We start from the raw sequence: 17,789 nt of genomic DNA on the forward strand, positions 1-17,789 counted from the left end.
TTGCCTAACTTATCGGAGATCGGGGTGCGCGCCAACCACGCACCGGTCCCGGCTCAGGCGATCAGACCGAGCAGCGCCCGCGCGCACAGGTCGCGCACCTGCTCCCGGGACAGGTCGATGCCCCGCAGCCACTCCAGGCAGACCGCCGTGGTGAAGGCCGGCCAGCCACGCACTGCGAGGCGGAGGTCCGAGCGCCCGGCGAACCGCGGGCCGAACTCCGGGTCCGCGGCGAGAGCGGCCAGGATCTGTCGCTCCTGGGCGGCCGGCGCCCGCTGGTAGACCCGGCGCACGTCCTGGTCGCCCGCCGCGTCGGCACGGTGGAGGGCGCGGTAGCCGTGGGCGTGGGTCTCGACGTACTCCAGGAAGGCGTCGAGGCCGGCGGTGAGCTGCTCGCGCACCGGCATCCCGGGCACGAACCGCTCGGGACCGGCGCGCGGGCCTGCGTCGGCCGCCGGTTCGCGCCGCAGGAGGCGACACTCGTCCTCGGCCTGCTGCTGCGCCGCTACGACCTGCGTGCCGAACCCGGCTACCGGCTGCGGGTCTGCGAACGGCTGACGCTGATGCCCGAGGGGCTGCGGCTGGAGCGGCGCCCCGCACCCGCCCCGGTGACCGCCACGGCCACCGACGGCCCGGCCTCAGCGCCGCGCTGTCCAGTGCGCGGGGTGGGTGACTGACTCCGGCAGCCGGGTGCCGGCGCTCCCCCGGGCCGCCTCGAGCTGGGGCTGGGTCAGGAAGAACGCGCCGGTCAGGTCGGCGTCCGTGAGATCGGCGTCGCGCAGGTCGGCGCCGATCAGGTCCGCGCCCCGCAGATCGGCGCCGGTCAGGTCGGCGGCGATGAGACAGGCACCGCGCAGACTGGCGCCCCGCAGGTCGGCCCCCTTCAGCCGGGCGCCCACGAGGTCCGCGCCCCGGCGGTCCTTCTTCCGGCCGCCCTTCGCGCTCCCGCCGCCGAAGCCCGCCCGTACCAGATCGCTGGTGCGCAGCAGCAGGACGTTGACCTCCTGCCGGTGGGCAGCCACGTCCAGCGCGACCAGTTCGCCGGGCGTCTGCCGGGTCAGCCGCTCGGTCCGCTCCAGCGCCTCGCGCAGCTCGGCGTGGACGGGACGGGCGGCGGGCAGGGCCAGCGCCTCGGTGAGGTACCGGAGCAGTTCGTGGAGCTGCCGGACGACCGGGAACACCTCGAACACGCGCCGGGCGTCCTCGCGGGAACCGGTGCGCCAGTCCCGGCCGCCGAAGGTGACCTGGGAGACCTTCTGGCCGGCGCCGAAGCAGTCGTAGACGGTACAGCCGGAGAAGCCCTCGTCCCGCAGCCGGGTGTGGATGCCGCAGCGGTGGTCGCCCCGGAGATGGGGGCAGGGCTGCCCGGCGGCCTTGTCGAGTGCGAAGTCCGCCGAGCGGGCGAAGGGCAGGGCGACGCAGCACAGCCCGAAGCACGAGGCGCAGTCACCGCGCAGTTCCGACCCGCCCACTGTCCGATCCACCATGGCGTACAGCCTACTGAGCCGTGCACCGGCCCTTGCCGCGGCCCAGGACGGCACGGTGGCGCGGGAGTTCACCGGCACCGGTGGCGGGGACTTCGCCGCGCCCGACGCCGGCCCGGCCCGGGCCCGTACGACGCACGGTGCCCGGCCGCTCCCGCGCGCGGACGCGACCGCGCCGGAGCTTCCCCGGTCCGTCGGGGAACCCGATACAACGGCGGGCGGCCAGGACAGGCGCCGCGCCCACGGGAGCACGGCCCGTGCGCTCACGGAGAAGGGCCGCGCCCGACGGCACCCTGCGGACCGCCGTGCGCCGGGCCGGACTCACCGATGAGTTTCCGGCGTTGTGGGCGTCTCCTCATCCAACGGAAAACCAGGTCGGTTATGACTGGGGTGACCGCCGGCACCGGACAGGAGCCGAACGCATCGAGGAGCGACCTCATGTGCAGCCATCAGCCGCCGTGCCCCACCGCCGACAGCGCGGACCACCACACCGCCGTGATCACCTCGGCCCACCCGGAGCAGGGCTGGAGCCTGCTGTGCAACGGCACCATCGTCTTCGACGACACCGGTGAACTGCTGCCCGACGGCCGTGCGGTGCACCCGCGCCGCACCCCGGGTCCGCCGGCCCTGGCCGTCTGAACGCCGGGTCACTCCGGGAGGGCGGCCGGCCAGGTTCCTGATCCGGCCAGGAGCCCGGCTGTCACACCTCGTCACGGACCATGGCGAGCAGCCGGTCCAGCACGCGGGGCGCGCCGACGCGCAGGCCGTCGTGCTCGAACTCGTCGGTGACCCAGGTGCGCAGGCCCCGGACCGCGCGGGCGGTACGCAGCGAGTGGGCGGTGTCGACGTACAGGTCGTCGTGGTAGACGGCGGCGACGGCCGGGACCTCGTTGGCGGCGAGGCGCGCGGGGTCGTACAGGGCCGGCCAGTCGGTGCGGGCGGCCAGCAGTTCGGCGGTCTCGCGCAGGGGGCGCAGGGCGGGGTCGCAGTCGAAGGTCCAGGGGTGGACGGTCTCGCCGGTGAAGAGCAGGGGCGCGTCACCCGCGAGCGTCTTGGCAGCGTCGAACTGCGGGAACTCGGTGCGCACCCGCTGCGCCGACCAGGCGGTGGGGCGGTCGTCCTGGCCGTAGATCGCCTCGTGCACCAGGGCGTACAGCGGGTGGCCCGCGTACGACAGCTGGCCCTGCACCTGCTCCTGGAAGGCGTCCGAGAGCTCCCAGCCGTGCGGGGTGCGGACGAGGGCGTGCTCGAGGAGGAAGTGCAGGCGGTGGCTGCCGTCGCCGGTGCCGAGCAGGATGCCGAGGGACTGGAAGGCCTCGACGGTGAGGCGGTAGCCGTTCGGCAGGACCACGTCGTGGGTGAGCAGGTGGTCGGCGATGCGGCGGGCGCGTTCGACGTCCTGCGGGTAACGGTCGTAGTGGGCGGTGACCTTGCGTTCGGCGCGCGGGTAGGCGGCACGGTAGACGTCGTCGGCGTGCGCGTCGAGGGAGGGCAGGCCGCCGGTGATCACGGCGGTGCTCAGGCCCTCCGGGGCCAGGGACAGGTACGTCACCGCGCAGAATCCGCCGAAGCTCTGGCCGAGGACGGTCCAGGGGGCACCGCCGGTCAGCCGCGGGCGGATCAGCTCGCAGTCGCGGACGATGGAGTCGGCGCGGAAGCGGGCCAGGTGGTCGGCCTGTGCGGCGGGACCGCCGCGCAGCGGGAGCGTCTGCCGGCTCTGGGGGGTGGAGTGGCCGGTGCCGCGCTGGTCGAGGAGCAGGACGCGGTAGTCCTCCAGGGCGCGCCCGAGCCAGGCCTGCTTGCCGATGAAACGGTTCGCCCCGAAGCCGGGGCCGCCCTGGAGGTAGACCAGCCACGGCAGGTCCCGGTCCGCCTTGTCGCTCGCGACGACCTCACGGGCGTACAGCTCGATGGTCTCGCCCGCCGGATCGGCGTGGTCCAGGGGCACGGTGAAGCGGTGGTCGGTGAGGACGACGCCGGGCTGGCGGTAGCTGACGGTCAACGAATCTCCCGGGACGGACGGATGGTCGCGTCCCAGTGCAGCACATCTCCGTGCGCCCTCCGCCCCCCGGGATCATGGACTGTTACTGAATCGGGAATCAGCGGGCGGCGAGACTGGAGCGCCGCACCACCAGCTCCGGCTGGAGCACCACCCGCCGGTGCTGGTGCCCGCCGGGGCCGCTGCGCTCCTCCGTCTCCTCCAGGAGCAGCTCCGCGGCGAGGGCGCCCATGGTGACGGCGGGCTGCCGTACGGAGGTGAGCGGGACCGCCGCGGCGGCCGCGAACTCGATGTCGTCGTAGCCCACGATGGCGAGGTCGTCGGGGACGACGACCCCGGCCGCGTACATGGCCTGCAGCACGCCGAGGGCGAGGAGGTCGTTGGCGCAGAAGACGGCGGTCGGCCGATCGGCGAGGCCGAGCAGACGGGCGCCGGCGTCCCGTCCCGCGGCCACGTCCAGGCGTTCCGTGGGCAGTTCGCGCAGCGCGTCGGGGCCGAGCCCGGCCTCCGCGAGGGCGTTCAGGGCGCCGGTGCGGCGGTCGGCGACCTGGTTGAGGCCGGGCGGTCCACTGACGTACGCGATCGAGCGGTGCCCGGCGTCCACCAGGTGCCGCACGGCCAGGGCGCCGCCCGCGACGTCGTCGACGGAGACCGAGCACTCGGTGGTGCCCTCGGCGACCCGGTCGACCAGCACGAAGGGGATGTTGTGCCGCCGGAACGCCTTGATGTTGCGGCCCGTCGCGTCCGCGGGCGTGAGCAGCACGCCGCGCACCCGCTGCTCGGCGAAGAGGGCCAGGTACTCCGCCTCCTCCGCCGGGCTCTGCGCGCTGTTGCAGACCATCACGCCGAGCCCGGCGTCCCGTGCGGTGCGCTCGGCGCCGCGCGTGACGTCCACGAAGAACGGGTTGCCCATGTCCAGGACCAGCAGGCCCATGATCCGGCTGCGCCCGGCCCGCAGCTGCCGTGCCGACTCGCTGCGCACGTAGCCGAGCCGGTCTATGACCGACTGGACACGACGGCGGGTCTCCTCGGAGACCATGTCGGGACGGTTGATCACGTTCGAGACCGTGCCCACCGACACCCCGGCGTGCCGCGCCACGTCCTTGATGCCGACCATCTGCCCCATGTACTCCGTCCTGCCGTCCTGCCCCTGCGGGCCGTGAGTGTCAGCGTATCCGTGCGACCGTCCCCCTGATCCGCTCCTGCGGTGGGTCGTCCGGGTTCAGACCCGCACCTCCACCAGGTCAAGTCCGGTGAGGTCGGCGACGGCCCGCAGTTCCGGGAGCAACCGTCCGGTCGCCAGCGCCCAGTGGTGCGCGACGCCGCTGGCGCTCCACGCGTCGGTCCACTCGCCGGGGTCGCAGCCGAAGTCGACCCGGGAGGTGGTGTTGCCGATCTCCAGCAGCGGTCCGCCGACGACCTCGCCCTCGGCGGCGATCAGCCGGTAGCGGCCGTCGCGGGTCTGGCCGACGCCGACCAGGGTGACCGGGCCGTGCTTGACGTCGAACTCGACCGAGACGCCCCAGCCCCGCTTGCCGTGGTAGACGCCGAGGCCGCGCAGGAGCGGCTTGCGCTCGCTGATGGCCAGGTGTCCCGGGCCGTCGTGGCCCATCTCCACCACGCCGTCACGGAAGTTCAGGGCCTGCAGTTCGGTGAACGAGCCGCCCGCGCCCAGCCGGTCGGCGACCAGCATGGCCAGGGAGGTGCGCAGTTCGTACTCACCACAGGTGGGGACACCGCGTGCGGTGAGCAGGGAGGCGCCGAGGATCATGCCGGCGCCGAGCCGTTCGTGCGTCTCCCCGTCCAGGCCGCGGTGGTAGTAGGCCAGCGAGTCCAGGTCGAAGTCGGCGACCAGCCGGTCGAGTCCGACGGCGACCCGGGCCGCCCACTCGAGGTCCTCCTCGATCACGGAGTCGGCGAGGTCGAAGATCTCGCGGGTCTCGGCGAGCTTCGCCGCCACCTCCTCGTCGCCGACCTTCTCGACCCGGACCCTGAGGTCGTCGAACTCCAGGACCTCCACGTGGCCGCCGGTGTTGCCGGGGACCATGGTCAGGTCGGTGGAGACGTCGTACATGCCGGGGTAGAGGTGGCCCATCAGACCGTGCCGGCCGTGGCGCAGCACGGAGCGCACCCCGGCGGCGCGGATCCAGCGGCCGATGCGCTGCCAGGCCCGCTCGTCCTCCAGGTGGCCGGAGACCGAGCGGAAGGGCACGCCGACCCGCTCGAAGGCGTTGGCCATCTCCGGCAGCGGGCAGGCGCCGCAGTAGGCGAGCCAGGCACCGGTGTCGAAGGTCGCGTGGTCCATCGCCTCGGTGGGCTGGAGGTTGATCAGCAGTACCGGGGCGCCGCTGCGCTGGGCGATCGGGACGAGCATGGTCGCCGTCATGTAGGTGGTCAGGAAGCCGACGATCAGGTCGCAGTCGGCGGCGCGCAGCTTCTCGGCGGCGACCGCCGCCTCCTGGGCGTCGGAGATGAAGCCGATGTCGACGACCTCGGCGTCGAACTCCTGCATGCGCTCGGTGACCCGGGCGGCGGAACGCTTCAGCTGCGGGAGCAGTTCGGGGAACTGGGGCCAGTAGGCACCCAGTCCCCCCGCCACCAGGCCGATGCGGGGCCTGCGGGCAGTGGCGGGGGTACGGGACATCGCGGTTCCTTCGTTCAGACGGGCAGCTGGAAGTCGATGACGTGCAGCGGCGAGGGTGTGGTGGTGCCGGAGGACTTCTCCTGGTACAGGATCGACAGGATGCCGTCCTGGGCGATGCGGGTGTGGTCCACGACGACCTCGCCGAACGCGTTGAGCGTGCTCGTGCCGTCGTAGAGCATGGTCCAGTCGGTCCACCCGGAGGAGGCGGAGGCGGCGGCGATCCGGCCGAAGGGCATGCACACGTAGGCGTTGTCGTAGGCGTCCAGGACCAGCTGGGAGCGCTGGCTGGAGTTCATCGCGAACGGCACCTCCGTCTTGTGCCAGGCCCCGGCCGAGTCCTTCCACACGTGGAAGGGGCGGGCGTAGGCGGTGCGGCCGGCCACATAGTCGGTGATGCACTGGCCGAACCGGCCGGGCACGTACGAGATGAGGGCGTGCGGCAGGCCCGCGGAGTCGACGGCCTGGCTCTCCTGGTTCATCAGGGCGTGGTCGGGGTTGAGACTGTCCACCACGATCCCGGCGGAACCGACGGCGACCAGGCCGGTGGACCCGGTGGTGCCGACGGTGCTGCCCGCGGAGTTCTTCCAGGTGCGGCCGTAGTCGTCGCTGAAGGTGTAGGTCGTGTCGTGGTTGGTGAGGTTGGCGCCGCAGGTGACGGCCGTGCTCTGTTCCCGCCAGGTGCCGAAGACGTGCAGGCGGCCGTCGGGCCCGTAGTCCAGGCCGTGCAGGTAGAGGTTGCGGGCGGTGCTGGAGCCGTGCGTGCTGGTGTAGGTGCCGGTGTTGGCGGTCCAGACGCCGAGGTTGCTCCAGGCGCCGTTGTTGTACTCGGCGAGCGCGGCCTGGCCGTTGCCGGATATGCCGGTGCGGTAGCTGAGCTGGAGCCGGCCCTGCGGGGAGACGAGGAACTGCGGGTAGGTGAAGGTCGAGGTGAGCGCGACCCCGTCCATGCCGGTCTGCACGGAGCCGAACCGTGCGGAGCTCCAGCTGGTCGTGGACGGCGCGTCCATCAGGCCGGCCGCCGACTTGACGTAGTAGTAGCCGCTGCTGTGGGAGTCCATGACCAGGTGCAGCCGGCCGTCGGCCGGGGAGACGCCGGCGCTGATGACGTTGTGCGAGTCGTCGGTGCTCAGGGTGTGGCCGACGGTCGCCGTCGACCAGGTCGTGGAGCCGACGGCCCGGCGGGCCACCGTGGCGTTGCGGTCGGCGGAGTACCACACGGCGTACTGGTAGCCCTTGTAGGTCAGCAGGCCGTTCTTCTGGAAGGCGTTGTTGTTGACCAGGCCGTCGTAGGAGACGAAGTACAGGGCGGTGGCATCCAGCACGCTGGTGCCGGTCTGCCTGACGGACGGTCCGGTGGCCGCCGCCGCGCGAGTGGTCATGGCTCCTGCCAGGGTGAGGGCGGCGGCACCGCCGACGGCACCGCGCAGCAGGCTTCTTCGGTTCGGGAAGGACGACGGGACTGGCGGAGGGGACATCATCGGCTCCTCGGGGGACGGGGGCGGGGAGGTGACGGGCGGTCGGTCAGTCGAGGTGGAACACTTCGGTGAGCGGCTTCATCGCCTCGTCCGGCCGGTCGCCGTCGAGGGCCTCGAAGAACCCGGCCATCTCGGCCTGCCAGCGGGCGTTGACCTCGGTCCGGGCCATCGCGGCCTGCGCGGCGGCGAAGTCCTCGGTCTCCAGGTAGCCCACCAGCAGGCCGTCCTCGCGCAGGAACAGCGAGTAGTTGTGCCAGCCGGCCGCGGAGAGTGCCGCGAGCATCTCGGGCCAGACGGCCGCGTGACGCTCGCGGTACTCCTCCAGGCGCTCCTGACGTACCTTCAGCAGGAAGCAGACGCGCTGCACTTGTGCGGCACTCCTAGAAGTCGAAGTCGTCGATGTTGGCCTTGTTGAACACGGTGGGCGGGCCGAGGATGACCTCGCCGTCCTTGCCGATGGTGTACTCGCCGAGCTTGCCGGCCTTGAACTTCTCGCCCTCGGCACCGGTGATCTGTCCGGAGGACAGGGCCGCGGCGGCGTACGCGGAGAGGTAGCCGAGCTTCTTCGGGTCCCACAGCGAGAACTGCTCGACGGTGCCGTCCTTGACGTACTTGCGCATCTGGTTGGGCGTGCCTAGGCCGTTGACGACGACCTTGCCCTTGTAGGACGAGGAGCTGATGTAGCGGGCGGCGGCCGCGATGCCGACCGTGGTGGGCGAGATGATGCCCTTGAGCTTCGGGTACGCCTTGAGCAGGCCCTGGGTCTCCTGGAAGGACTTCTGGTCGTCGTCGTCACCGTAGGCGACCTTGACCAGCTTCATGTTCTTGTAGGCGGGCTTCTTCAGCTCGTCCTTCATGTACGAGATCCAGGTGTTCTGGTTGGTCGCGTTCTGCGTGGCCGACAGGATCGCGATCTCGCCCTTGTAGTTCAGCTGCTTGGCGATGTGCTGGACCTCGCTGCGGCCGATCTGCTCGGAGCTGGCCTGGTTGATGAAGAGCTGACGGCAGTCCTTGGCGGTGTCGGAGTCGTAGGCCACGACCGCGATCTTCTGCTTCATCGCGTTCTTCAGCGAGGTGCACACCGCGTTGGGGTCGTTGGCCGCGACGAGGATGGCGTTCATGCGCTGCTGGATCAGGGTGTTGATGTACGACACCTGGGAGGAGGCGCTGGCGTCGGACGGGCCGACCTCCTTGCCGGTGCCGCCGAACTCCCCGGTGGCGGCGATGCCGGCGTCGTCGACGATCTTCTCGTAGGGGTTGTTGATCTGCTTGGGCAGGAAGGCCAGCTTCAGGCCGCTCTTGAGCTTGGCGTTCGGGTCGGCCTTGGCACCGCTGCCGGCCGCCTGCTTGTCGTCCTTGGAGTCGTTCTTGGTGGTGCCGCCGCAGCCGGCCAGGGTGACGGTGAGGGCACAGACGACGGAGGCTGCGGCCAGGACGCGGCCTCTGGTGCGGGCGTGCAGGTGCATGAGAGGTACCTTTCGGGGACGTACGAGATCTAGGAGACGTACGGGTGGATGAAGGGCTGTGGGGGCAGGGGGGACTGCGGTCGTGGGGGTCCGGCGGCCTTCGGGGCCGCCGGGGTCAGGAGGCCGGAGCCGGGGCCGTGGCGGCCGCTCGTCGGTGCCGGCGTTCGGTCACCACCGAGATCACGCGGGGGGTCAGCACGGAGGCGATGAGCAGCACGCCGGTGACCACGACCTGGATCTCGCTGGAGACGTCGTTGAGGGTGAGCAGGTTGCGCAGCAGCCCGACCAGGAGCACACCGGCGACCGCGCCGCCGAGGGTGCCCTTGCCGCCGTCGAAGTCGATGCCGCCGAGCAGGACGGAGGCGATGACGACGAGTTCCAGGCCGAGGCCGTTGTCGGCGCGGGCGCTGCCGTAGCGCAGGGTGTAGACGATGCCGGCGAAGGACGACACCAGGCCGGAGACCACGAACAGCGCCATCTTGATCCGCTTGACCCGGATGCCGGCGAAATAGGCCGCATCCTCCTGCGCGCCGATGGCGTACAGGGAGCGCCCGAAGCCGGTGCAGTGCAGCACCACCGCGGTGATGACGGCGAGCACGGCGAACAGGGCGACCGGGTAGGGGACGAAGGTGCCGGGCACGGTCGTGGTGTACGTGGCCCAGTCGGCGTACTTCTGCGGGAAGTCGGCGACCGCCTCGGTGCCGAGCACCACGGAGGCCAGGCCGCGGAAGAGGGTGAGGGTGCCGATGGTGACGGCGAGGGAGGGCAGCCCGACCCGGGTGACCAGGAGGCCGTTGAGGAGTCCGCCGACCGCGCCGACCAGCAGGCAGACCGGCACGATCGTCTCGAAGGCCCAGCCGGCGTTCCACAGGGAGCCGGCCAGGGCGCTGGACAGCCCGAGCATCGAGGCGACGGACAGGTCCACCTGCCCCGCGACGACCAGCAGGGTCATCGGCAGGGCGATCAGCGCGACCTCGGCGACGTCGTTGAGCGCGGCGGACAGGTTGGCGGTGTCGGCGAAGCCCTCGGTGCTGCCGGTGCCGGCCAGGAACACCGCGACCAGCAGGACGCCGACGACGCTGTCCCAGCGCAGCAGCTTGGTGAGTGCGGTCATCGCCTGTTCCTCTTCCTCAGGGCGTTGGTGGTGCGGACCTGCACGATGCGGTCGGCGGTGATCGCCGCGATCAGCAGGACGCCGGTGATGGCCTGCTCCCAGAAGGGGTTGACCTTCAGGACGACCAGGGCGCCGGAGATGGTGGTGAGCAGCATCGCGCCGAGTGCCGCGCCCCACACCGAGCCGACACCGCCGGTGATCGCCACGCCGCCGACCACGACGGCGCTGACCACGGTGAGTTCCCAGCCGCTCGCGGCGTTGGCGACGACGGTGCCGAAGCGGGCGAGCCACAGGGCGCCCGCGAAGCCGGCGACGGCTCCGGAGAAGACGTACGCGGCGAGGATGCGGCGGCGGATGGGGATGCCGGCCAGCCGGGCGGCCTCGGGGCTGGACCCGAGGGCGTACAGCTCGCGGCCGCCGCGGTAGGTGCGCAGGTAGTAGCCGGTGCCGGCGAGGACCGCGCAGGCGATCAGCGGCAGGTAGGGGATGCCGAGGACGCTGCCGCTGCCGAGGGAGAGCACCGAGTCGGGCAGGTTGACGGCGTTGATCTGGCCGCCGTGCGCGAGGAAGTAGTTCAGGCCCTGGACGACGTAGAGCATGCCGAGCGTGACGACCAGCGAGGGCACCTTGCCGATACTGACCAGGGCACCGCTGACCAGGCCGCAGGCGGCGCCGATGGCGATGCCGAGCAGCATGACCACGATCGGGCCGTGGCTGGTGCCGGAGACGAGGTCGCCGCAGGTGAAGGCGGTGAGTCCGACGACCGAGCCGACCGAGAGGTCGATGTTGCGGGTCACCACGACGACGGACTGGCCGACGGCGAGGAGGACCAGGATCGAGGCGTTGAGCAGCAGGTCCTTGACGCCCTGGCCGTCCAGGAACGAGTGGTTGGCGATCCAGGTGCCGAGGATCAGCAGGACGAGCGCGCCGGCGATGCTGATCTCGCGGGCCCTGAAGACCGCTTCCACCAGGCCGCGGGCGTCGCTCTTCTCCGGCGTCGCCGCGGCGGGGGGCTTGTCGAGTGCGGTGGTCATGCCGCCCGCTCCTTTCCGCCGCGGCCGGTGGCCGCGGCCATGACCGACTCCTCGGTGGCTTCGGCACGGGGTATCTCGGTGACCAGGCGGCCTTCGTGCATGACGAGGACCCGGTCGGCCATGCCGAGCACCTCGGGCAGGTCGGAGGAGACCATCAGCACGGCCAGCCCTTCGGCGGCGAGCGAGGACAGCAGGCGGTGCACCTCGGCCTTGGTGCCGACGTCGATGCCGCGGGTGGGCTCGTCGACGATCAGTACGGACGGCTCGGTGGCGAGCCACTTGGCGAGCACGACCTTCTGCTGGTTGCCGCCGGAGAGCACGCCGACGCTGTCCGAGAGCTTGTTGTACTTCAGCTGGAGCCGCACGGCCCAGTCCGCGGCCCGCCCCTGCTCCAGGGCGCGCCGGACGAGTCCGGCCCTGCCGAGCTTGTCCAGGCCGGTCAGGCCGATGTTGCGCTCGATGGACATCTCCATCACCAGGCCGCGCTGGCGCCGGTCCTCGGGGACCAGGGCGACTCCGGCGTCCATGGCGGCGGTGGGCGAGCCGGCCGGCAGCCGCCTGCCGTCCACGTGCACCTCGCCGGCGTCGGCGCGGTCCACGCCGAAGACGGCCTGGACGACCTCGCTGCGGCCGGCGCCGACGAGGCCGGCCAGGGCCACGATCTCGCCGCGGCGCACCTCGAAGGAGACGTCCCGGAAGACGCCCTCCCGGGTGAGGCGCTGGACGGACAGCGCGGCCTCGCCGATCCGCGTCTGCTGCTTGGGGTAGAGCTCGTCCAGGTCCCGGCCGACCATGCGGCGCACGAGGTCGTCCTCGGTCAGGCCGTCGAGCGTCTCGGAGGAGATCCAGCGTCCGTCGCGCAGGGTGGTGACACGCTGGCAGAGCTGGAAGATCTCCTCCAGGCGGTGCGAGATGAACAGCACGGCCGCGCCCTCGGCGCGCAGCGCCTCGACGACGGAGAACAGCCGTGCCGTCTCGCTGCCGGTCAGGGCGGCGGTGGGCTCGTCCATGATCAGGACGCGGGCGTCGAAGGAGAGCGCCTTGGCGATCTCGACGATCTGCTGGTCGGCGATGGACAGGCCGCGGGCGGGCCGCTGCGGGTCGAGGTCGACGCCCAGCCGGTTCATCAGGCCCGCGGTGGTCGCGTGCACGGCCCCGCGGTCGATGCGGCCGAAGCCCTTGCGGGGCTGGCGTCCCATGAAGATGTTCTCGGCGATGGACAGGTCGGGGAAGAGCGTCGGCTCCTGGTAGATCACCGCGATGCCCGCGTCCCGGGCGTCGGCCGGACCGTGGAACTCGACCGGCGCGCCGTCGAGCAGCACCTGTCCCGTGTCCGGCCGGTGCACTCCGGCGAGCGTCTTGATGAGGGTGGACTTGCCCGCGCCGTTCTCGCCGGCGAGGGCGTGTGCCTCACCGGCGAACAGCTGCAGGGAGACGTCCTGCAGGGCCCGCACCGCGCCGAAGGACTTGGAGACGTCCTTCAGGGCGAGGACGGGGCTCGGGCCCGCGTCGGACTGGTTCATGAGGGCTCCTCAGCGTCAGGGGCTGACTCGCTCGACGCCGTGAAAGGTTTCAATGAGGTTTCACGGAAGCTAGACGCGTCACCAGGCAGGAGTCAATGGGGTTGCCTTCGAAATTTTCGCTGATCTGTCCGTAATGCATCTGAGATCTATGCTCGACCGTCCCCGGCTCTTGACAGCCCTGATCAGGCCCCTTAGCTTCGCCGCGATGAAACGATTCAGATCTCATCTGGTCGGCCGCCCCGCGGGCCGAGTCGGCCATCCGCCCGGCGCTAAGGAGCACTGACCATGACCAGCCCGTCCGACATCGCCTCGGTGAAGGAAGCCCTCAAGAGCCAGGCCATCGAGACGCCGTCGTGGGCGTACGGGAACTCGGGCACTCGCTTCAAGGTGTTCGCCCAGCCGGGAGTGCCACGCGATCCCTACGAGAAGCTGGCGGACGCCGCGAAGGTGCACGAGTTCACCGGGGTCGCGCCGAGCGTCGCCCTGCACATCCCGTGGGACAAGGTCGAGGACTACGCGGCGCTGGCCAAGTACGCCGAGGAGCGCGGCCTGAGGCTGGGTGCGATAAACTCCAACACCTTCCAGGACGACGCCTACAAGCTGGGCAGCATCTGCCACCCCGACGCCGCGGTGCGGCGCAAGGCCGTCGACCACCTGCTGGAGTGCGTCGACATCATGGACGCCACCGGGTCCAAGGACCTGAAGCTGTGGTTCGCCGACGGCACCAACTACCCCGGCCAGGACGACATCCGCGGCCGGCAGGACCGGCTGGCCGAAGGGCTCGCCGAGGTGTACGAGCGGCTCGGGGATGACCAGCGGATGCTGCTGGAGTACAAGTTCTTCGAGCCGGCCTTCTACACCACGGACGTCCCGGACTGGGGCACCGCCTACGCCCACTGCCTCAAGCTCGGGCCCAAGGCCCAGGTCGTCGTCGACACCGGCCACCACGCGCCCGGCACCAACATCGAGTTCATCGTCGCGACGCTGCTGCGGGAGGGGAAGCTCGGCGGGTTCGACTTCAACTCGCGTTTCTACGCCGACGACGACCTGATGGTGGGGGCCGCGGACCCGTTCCAGCTGTTCCGGATCATGTACGAGGTGGTGCGCGGCGGCGGACTCACGTCCGAGGTCGCCTTCATGCTCGACCAGTGCCACAACATCGAGGCCAAGATCCCGGCGATCATCCGGTCGGTGATGAACGTGCAGGAGGCGACGGCGAAGGCGCTGCTCGTGGACGGCGAGGCGCTCGCCGCCGCCCAGCTCTCCGGCGACGTGCTCGAGGCGAACGCCGTCCTGATGGACGCCTACAACACGGACGTGCGGCCGCTGCTCGCCGAGGTGCGCGAGGAGCTCGGTCTCGACCCGGCCCCCGTGGCCGCCTACCGCCGCTCCGGCTGGGCCGAGGAGATCGTCGAGAAGCGGGTCGGCGGACAGCAGGCCGGCTGGGGGGCCTGAACCCCGCGCCCCCCTTCCCCCGCCGTACCGACTCTTCACAAAGGACTGAACAGACATGGCATCCCACCCCGAAGCCGACGCGCTTCTCGCCCGTTCCCATCGGCTCGGCGCCGACCCCCGGAACACCAACTACGCCGGCGGCAACACCTCCGCCAAGGGCACCGGCACCGACCCCGTCACCGGCGGTGACGTGGAGCTCATGTGGGTGAAGGGCTCGGGCGGCGACCTCGGCACGCTCACCGAGGCCGGGCTGGCCGTGCTGCGGCTGGACCGGCTGCGGGCGCTCGCCGGCGTCTACCCCGGCGTCGAGCGCGAGGACGAGATGGTCGCCGCGTTCGACTACTGCCTGCACGGCAAGGGCGGGGCGGCTCCCTCCATCGACACCGCGATGCACGGGCTGGTGGACGCGCCGCACGTGGATCACCTGCACCCGGACTCCGGTATCGCGCTGGCCTGTGCGGCGGACGGGGAGAAGCTGACCGCCGAGTGCTTCGGGGACAGCGTGGTGTGGGTGCCGTGGCGGCGGCCGGGCTTCCAGCTGGGACTGGACATCGCGGCGATCAAGGAAGCCAGTCCGCAGGCCATCGGATGTGTGCTCGGCGGGCACGGGATCACCGCGTGGGGCGCCACGTCGGAGGAGTGCGAGCGGAACTCGCTGCACATCATCCGCACCGCCGAGGCGTTCCTGGCGGAGCGCGGCAAGGCCGAGCCCTTCGGACCGGTCGTCGAGGGGTACGAGGCGCTGCCCGAGGCCGAGCGGCGGGAGCGGGCCGCCGCCCTGGCGCCGTACGTCAGGGCCATCGCCTCGCAGGACAGGGCCCAGGTCGGGCACTTCACCGACTCCGAGGTGGTCCTCGACTTCCTCGCGCGGGCCGAGCACCCGCGGCTCGCCGCGCTGGGCACCTCCTGCCCGGACCACTTCCTGCGGACCAAGGTGCGGCCCCTGGTGCTCGACCTGCCGCCCACGGCGCCGCTGGACGAGGCGGTCGCCCGGCTGAAGGAGCTGCACGCCGGGTACCGGGAGGAGTACGCCGCCTACTACAAGAGGCATGCTCTGCCCGACTCCCCCGCCATGCGCGGGGCCGACCCGGCGATCGTGCTCGTGCCGGGGGTCGGCATGTTCTCCTTCGGCAAGGACAAGCAGACCGCCCGCGTGGCCGGCGAGTTCTACGTCAACGCGATCAATGTCATGCGGGGCGCCGAGGCGGTGTCCACGTACGCGCCGATCGAGGAGTCGGAGAAGTTCCGCATCGAGTACTGGGCCCTCGAGGAGGCCAAGCTCCAGCGGATGCCGAAGCCCAAGCCGCTGGCCACCCGGGTGGCCCTGGTGACGGGCGCGGGCAGCGGGATCGGCAGGGCGATCGCCCACCGGCTGGCCGCCGAGGGGGCGTGCGTCGTGGTCGCCGACCTCAACGCCCGGAACGCCGCCGAGGTCGCCGGGGAACTGGGCGGGCCGGACAAGGCGGTGGCCGTCACCGTGGACGTCACCTCGGAGGAGCAGATCGCCGCGGCGTTCAAGGCGGCGGTGCTCGCCTTCGGCGGCGTGGACCTGGTGGTCAACAACGCCGGCATCTCCATCTCCAAGCCGCTGCTCGAGACGTCGGCGAAGGACTGGGACCTCCAGCACGACATCATGGCCCGCGGTTCGTTCCTGGTGTCGCGCGAGGCCGCCCGGGTGATGACCGCGCAGCGACTCGGCGGGGACATCGTCTACATCGCCAGCAAGAACGCCGTCTTCGCGGGGCCGAACAACATCGCCTACTCCGCCACCAAGGCCAACCAGGCCCATCAGGTGCGGCTGCTCGCCGCCGAGCTGGGCGAACACGGGATCCGGGTCAACGGGGTCAACCCGGACGGGGTGGTACGCGGCTCCGGGATCTTCGCGGGCGGCTGGGGCGCGCAGCGGGCCGCCGTGTACGGGGTGGAGGAGGAGAAGCTGGGCGAATTCTACGCGCAGCGGACCATCCTCAAGCGGGAGGTGCTGCCCGAGCACGTGGCGAACGCCGTCTTCGCGCTCACCGGCGGTGAGCTCACGCACACCACGGGACTGCACATCCCCGTCGACGCGGGTGTGGCGGCCGCGTTCCTGCGGTGAGCGCCGCCGTGAAATCGTACGCCGCGGTCGACCTCGGCGCGTCCAGCGGGCGCGTCATGGTCGGCCGCGTCGGCCCCGACTCGCTGGAGCTAGACGAGGCGCACCGGTTCCCGAACCGGCCGGTGCGCGTGCCCGAGGGGCTGCGCTGGGACGTGCTCGGGCTGTACGCGGGAGTGCTGGAGGGGCTGCGGGCGGCCGGCGCCGGGTGCGGGGGACGGCTCGCTTCCGTCGGTATCGACAGCTGGGCGGTGGACTACGGCCTGCTGGACGCGGACGGGGCTCTGCTGGGCAACCCCGTGCACTACCGCGACGCCCGTACGGAGGGCGTCGCGGAGCAGGTGTGGGCGAGCCTGCCCGCCGCCGACCTGTACGCGGCGACCGGCCTCCAGTACGCGCCCTTCAACACGCTGTACCAGCTGGCGGCCGCTCGTTCGACGGTGCAGCTGCGGGCCGCGAAGCGGCTGCTGCTCGTCCCCGACCTGCTGACGTACTGGCTGACCGGTGAGCAGGGCACGGAACTGACCAACGCCTCCACCACCCAGCTCGTCGATCCCCGTACCCGTGACTGGTCGTACGAGGTCGCCGCCCGTCTCGGGATCGACCTCGGCCTGTTCGCCCCGCTGCGGCAGCCGGGGGACCCGGCGGGAGAGTTGCGGCCGGAGGTGCTGGAGGAGACCGGACTGGCCGGGCCGGTGCCGGTGACCGCGGTCGGCTCGCACGACACCGCCTCCGCGGTGGCCGCCGTGCCCGCCGACGGTGAGCGGTTCGCGTACATCTGCACCGGCACCTGGTCGCTGGCCGGGCTGGAACTGACCGCGCCCGTGCTGACCGAGGAGAGCCGGGCGGCGAACTTCACCAACGAACTCGGGCTGGACGGTACGGTCCGCTACCTGCGCAACATCATGGGACTGTGGCTGCTCCAGGAGTGCGTACGGGCCTGGGGGAACCCGGATCTCGGCGGGCTGCTGCGCGAGGCGGCCGCCGTGCCCGCGCTGCGCTCCGTGGTGGACGCCGGGGACGCCCGTTTCCTGGCGCCGGGCCGGATGCCGGAGCGGATCGCCGAGGCGTGCCGGGCGTCCGGCCAGCCGGTGCCCGGGACCCGGGGCGAGGTGACGCGGTGCATCCTCGACTCCCTCGCGCTCGCCCACCGGCGGGCCGTCGAGGACGCCCAGCGGCTGGCCGGGCACCCGGTCGACGTGGTGCACATCGTCGGCGGCGGCACCCGCAACGCGCTGCTGTGCCAGCTCACCGCGGACGCCTGCGGACTGCCGGTGGTCGCCGGGCCCGCGGAGGCGGCCGCGCTCGGCAACGTGCTGGTGCAGGCGCGGGCGCACGGGCCGGCCGGTGACCTGGCCGGCATGCGGCGGCTGCTGGCGCGTACACAGCCGCTGACGCGCTACGAACCGCAGGGCGACCCGGCGCGCTGGCAGGCGGCCCGGACCCGGCTGGCCACGCCGTGAGCCCGGGGCTCCCTGGGCGCTCCGCCGCCCATTACCCTGCACT

General features: G+C 71.8%; 14 protein-coding genes and 2 pseudogenes. 5 read left to right on the top strand and 11 right to left on the bottom strand.

The features are described 5' to 3' along the window. Positions 1 to 53: 53 nt before the first annotated feature. A pseudogene (locus ABZX30_RS03800) lies at positions 54 to 503 on the bottom strand (hypothetical protein); the annotation flags it as partial. On the opposite strand from ABZX30_RS03800, the pseudogene ABZX30_RS03805 reads away from it, so the two are divergent. After that, positions 414 to 674: pseudogene (locus tag ABZX30_RS03805) on the top strand (cytochrome P450); the annotation flags it as partial. The pseudogenes ABZX30_RS03800 and ABZX30_RS03805 overlap by 90 nt on opposite strands. On the opposite strand, the gene ABZX30_RS03810 reads toward ABZX30_RS03805, so the two are convergent. Continuing rightward, positions 636 to 1,484 (bottom strand): pentapeptide repeat-containing protein, encoded by an 849-nt coding sequence (locus ABZX30_RS03810; protein WP_355928386.1) that lies wholly within the window; start codon positions 1,482 to 1,484, stop codon positions 636 to 638. The pseudogene ABZX30_RS03805 and the gene ABZX30_RS03810 overlap by 39 nt on opposite strands. Positions 1,485 to 1,919: 435 nt before the next feature. On the opposite strand from ABZX30_RS03810, the gene ABZX30_RS03815 reads away from it, so the two are divergent. Continuing rightward, positions 1,920 to 2,120: a DUF5999 family protein gene (locus ABZX30_RS03815; protein WP_355928389.1), complete on the top strand. Its 201-nt coding sequence runs from the start codon at positions 1,920 to 1,922 to the stop codon at positions 2,118 to 2,120. Between the two features lie 61 nt (positions 2,121 to 2,181). Here ABZX30_RS03815 and ABZX30_RS03820 read toward each other — a convergent pair whose 3' ends face one another. From ABZX30_RS03820 to ABZX30_RS03860, 9 genes are all read right to left on the bottom strand, one after another. Next, the gene (locus tag ABZX30_RS03820; protein WP_355928391.1) at positions 2,182 to 3,483 is read right to left on the bottom strand and encodes an alpha/beta fold hydrolase; all 1,302 of its coding nucleotides are present in this window, start codon (positions 3,481 to 3,483) and stop codon (positions 2,182 to 2,184) included. Between the two features lie 97 nt (positions 3,484 to 3,580). Further along, positions 3,581 to 4,606: a LacI family DNA-binding transcriptional regulator gene (locus ABZX30_RS03825; RefSeq protein ID WP_355928394.1), complete on the bottom strand. Its 1,026-nt coding sequence runs from the start codon at positions 4,604 to 4,606 to the stop codon at positions 3,581 to 3,583. A 96-nt stretch (positions 4,607 to 4,702) separates the two neighbouring features. After that, positions 4,703 to 6,124, bottom strand: coding sequence for an L-fucose/L-arabinose isomerase family protein (locus ABZX30_RS03830; protein WP_355928395.1), 1,422 nt, complete (start codon positions 6,122 to 6,124; stop codon positions 4,703 to 4,705). Between the two features lie 14 nt (positions 6,125 to 6,138). Beyond that, positions 6,139 to 7,599, bottom strand: coding sequence for a BNR repeat-containing protein (locus ABZX30_RS03835; RefSeq protein ID WP_355928397.1), 1,461 nt, complete (start codon positions 7,597 to 7,599; stop codon positions 6,139 to 6,141). A 46-nt stretch (positions 7,600 to 7,645) separates the two neighbouring features. Then, positions 7,646 to 7,966: an L-rhamnose mutarotase gene (locus ABZX30_RS03840; protein WP_355928399.1), complete on the bottom strand. Its 321-nt coding sequence runs from the start codon at positions 7,964 to 7,966 to the stop codon at positions 7,646 to 7,648. Positions 7,967 to 7,979: 13 nt separating this feature from the next. Further along, on the bottom strand, positions 7,980 to 9,065 hold the full coding sequence (rhaS, locus tag ABZX30_RS03845) for a rhamnose ABC transporter substrate-binding protein (protein ID WP_355928402.1): 1,086 nt from the start codon (positions 9,063 to 9,065) through the stop codon (positions 7,980 to 7,982). A gap of 115 nt (positions 9,066 to 9,180) precedes the next feature. Beyond that, positions 9,181 to 10,179, bottom strand: a complete 999-nt coding sequence (locus tag ABZX30_RS03850) for an ABC transporter permease (RefSeq protein WP_355928403.1) — start codon at positions 10,177 to 10,179, stop codon at positions 9,181 to 9,183. Next, complete coding sequence (locus tag ABZX30_RS03855) at positions 10,176 to 11,213, bottom strand: ABC transporter permease (RefSeq protein ID WP_355928405.1); 1,038 nt, start codon at positions 11,211 to 11,213, stop codon at positions 10,176 to 10,178. Before ABZX30_RS03855 ends, ABZX30_RS03850 begins: the two co-directional genes overlap by 4 nt. Continuing rightward, positions 11,210 to 12,736: a sugar ABC transporter ATP-binding protein gene (locus ABZX30_RS03860; protein ID WP_355928408.1), complete on the bottom strand. Its 1,527-nt coding sequence runs from the start codon at positions 12,734 to 12,736 to the stop codon at positions 11,210 to 11,212. The genes ABZX30_RS03855 and ABZX30_RS03860 overlap by 4 nt, the downstream gene beginning before the upstream one ends. Before the next feature lie 285 nt (positions 12,737 to 13,021). On the opposite strand from ABZX30_RS03860, the gene rhaI reads away from it, so the two are divergent. From rhaI to ABZX30_RS03875, 3 genes are read left to right on the top strand one after another with little or no spacing between them, the layout of a single operon-like run. After that, positions 13,022 to 14,191 carry an L-rhamnose isomerase gene (gene rhaI, locus ABZX30_RS03865; protein WP_355928411.1) on the top strand — a complete coding sequence of 390 codons (1,170 nt, stop codon included), beginning with the start codon at positions 13,022 to 13,024 and terminating at the stop codon, positions 14,189 to 14,191. 55 nt (positions 14,192 to 14,246) lie between these two features. Beyond that, positions 14,247 to 16,286: a bifunctional aldolase/short-chain dehydrogenase gene (locus ABZX30_RS03870; RefSeq protein ID WP_355928414.1), complete on the top strand. Its 2,040-nt coding sequence runs from the start codon at positions 14,247 to 14,249 to the stop codon at positions 16,284 to 16,286. Beyond that, positions 16,283 to 17,746: a rhamnulokinase family protein gene (locus tag ABZX30_RS03875; RefSeq protein WP_355928417.1), complete on the top strand. Its 1,464-nt coding sequence runs from the start codon at positions 16,283 to 16,285 to the stop codon at positions 17,744 to 17,746. The genes ABZX30_RS03870 and ABZX30_RS03875 overlap by 4 nt, the downstream gene beginning before the upstream one ends. Positions 17,747 to 17,789: the final 43 nt, after the last annotated feature.

It is taken from the genome of Streptomyces sp. NPDC004542 (genome assembly GCF_040610035.1).
Taxonomy (GTDB): Bacteria; Actinomycetota; Actinomycetes; order Streptomycetales; family Streptomycetaceae; genus Streptomyces.

Coding starts and splice junctions, on each gene's coding strand:
- ABZX30_RS03810 (WP_355928386.1), bottom strand. CDS start 1,484: ATGGTGGATCGGACAGTGGGCGGGTCGGAACTGCGCGGTGACTGCGCC.
- ABZX30_RS03815 (WP_355928389.1), top strand. CDS start 1,920: ATGTGCAGCCATCAGCCGCCGTGCCCCACCGCCGACAGCGCGGACCAC.
- ABZX30_RS03825 (WP_355928394.1), bottom strand. CDS start 4,606: ATGGGGCAGATGGTCGGCATCAAGGACGTGGCGCGGCACGCCGGGGTG.
- ABZX30_RS03830 (WP_355928395.1), bottom strand. CDS start 6,124: ATGTCCCGTACCCCCGCCACTGCCCGCAGGCCCCGCATCGGCCTGGTG.
- ABZX30_RS03835 (WP_355928397.1), bottom strand. CDS start 7,599: ATGTCCCCTCCGCCAGTCCCGTCGTCCTTCCCGAACCGAAGAAGCCTG.
- rhaS (WP_355928402.1), bottom strand. CDS start 9,065: ATGCACCTGCACGCCCGCACCAGAGGCCGCGTCCTGGCCGCAGCCTCC.
- ABZX30_RS03850 (WP_355928403.1), bottom strand. CDS start 10,179: ATGACCGCACTCACCAAGCTGCTGCGCTGGGACAGCGTCGTCGGCGTC.
- ABZX30_RS03855 (WP_355928405.1), bottom strand. CDS start 11,213: ATGACCACCGCACTCGACAAGCCCCCCGCCGCGGCGACGCCGGAGAAG.
- ABZX30_RS03860 (WP_355928408.1), bottom strand. CDS start 12,736: ATGAACCAGTCCGACGCGGGCCCGAGCCCCGTCCTCGCCCTGAAGGAC.
- rhaI (WP_355928411.1), top strand. CDS start 13,022: ATGACCAGCCCGTCCGACATCGCCTCGGTGAAGGAAGCCCTCAAGAGC.
- ABZX30_RS03870 (WP_355928414.1), top strand. CDS start 14,247: ATGGCATCCCACCCCGAAGCCGACGCGCTTCTCGCCCGTTCCCATCGG.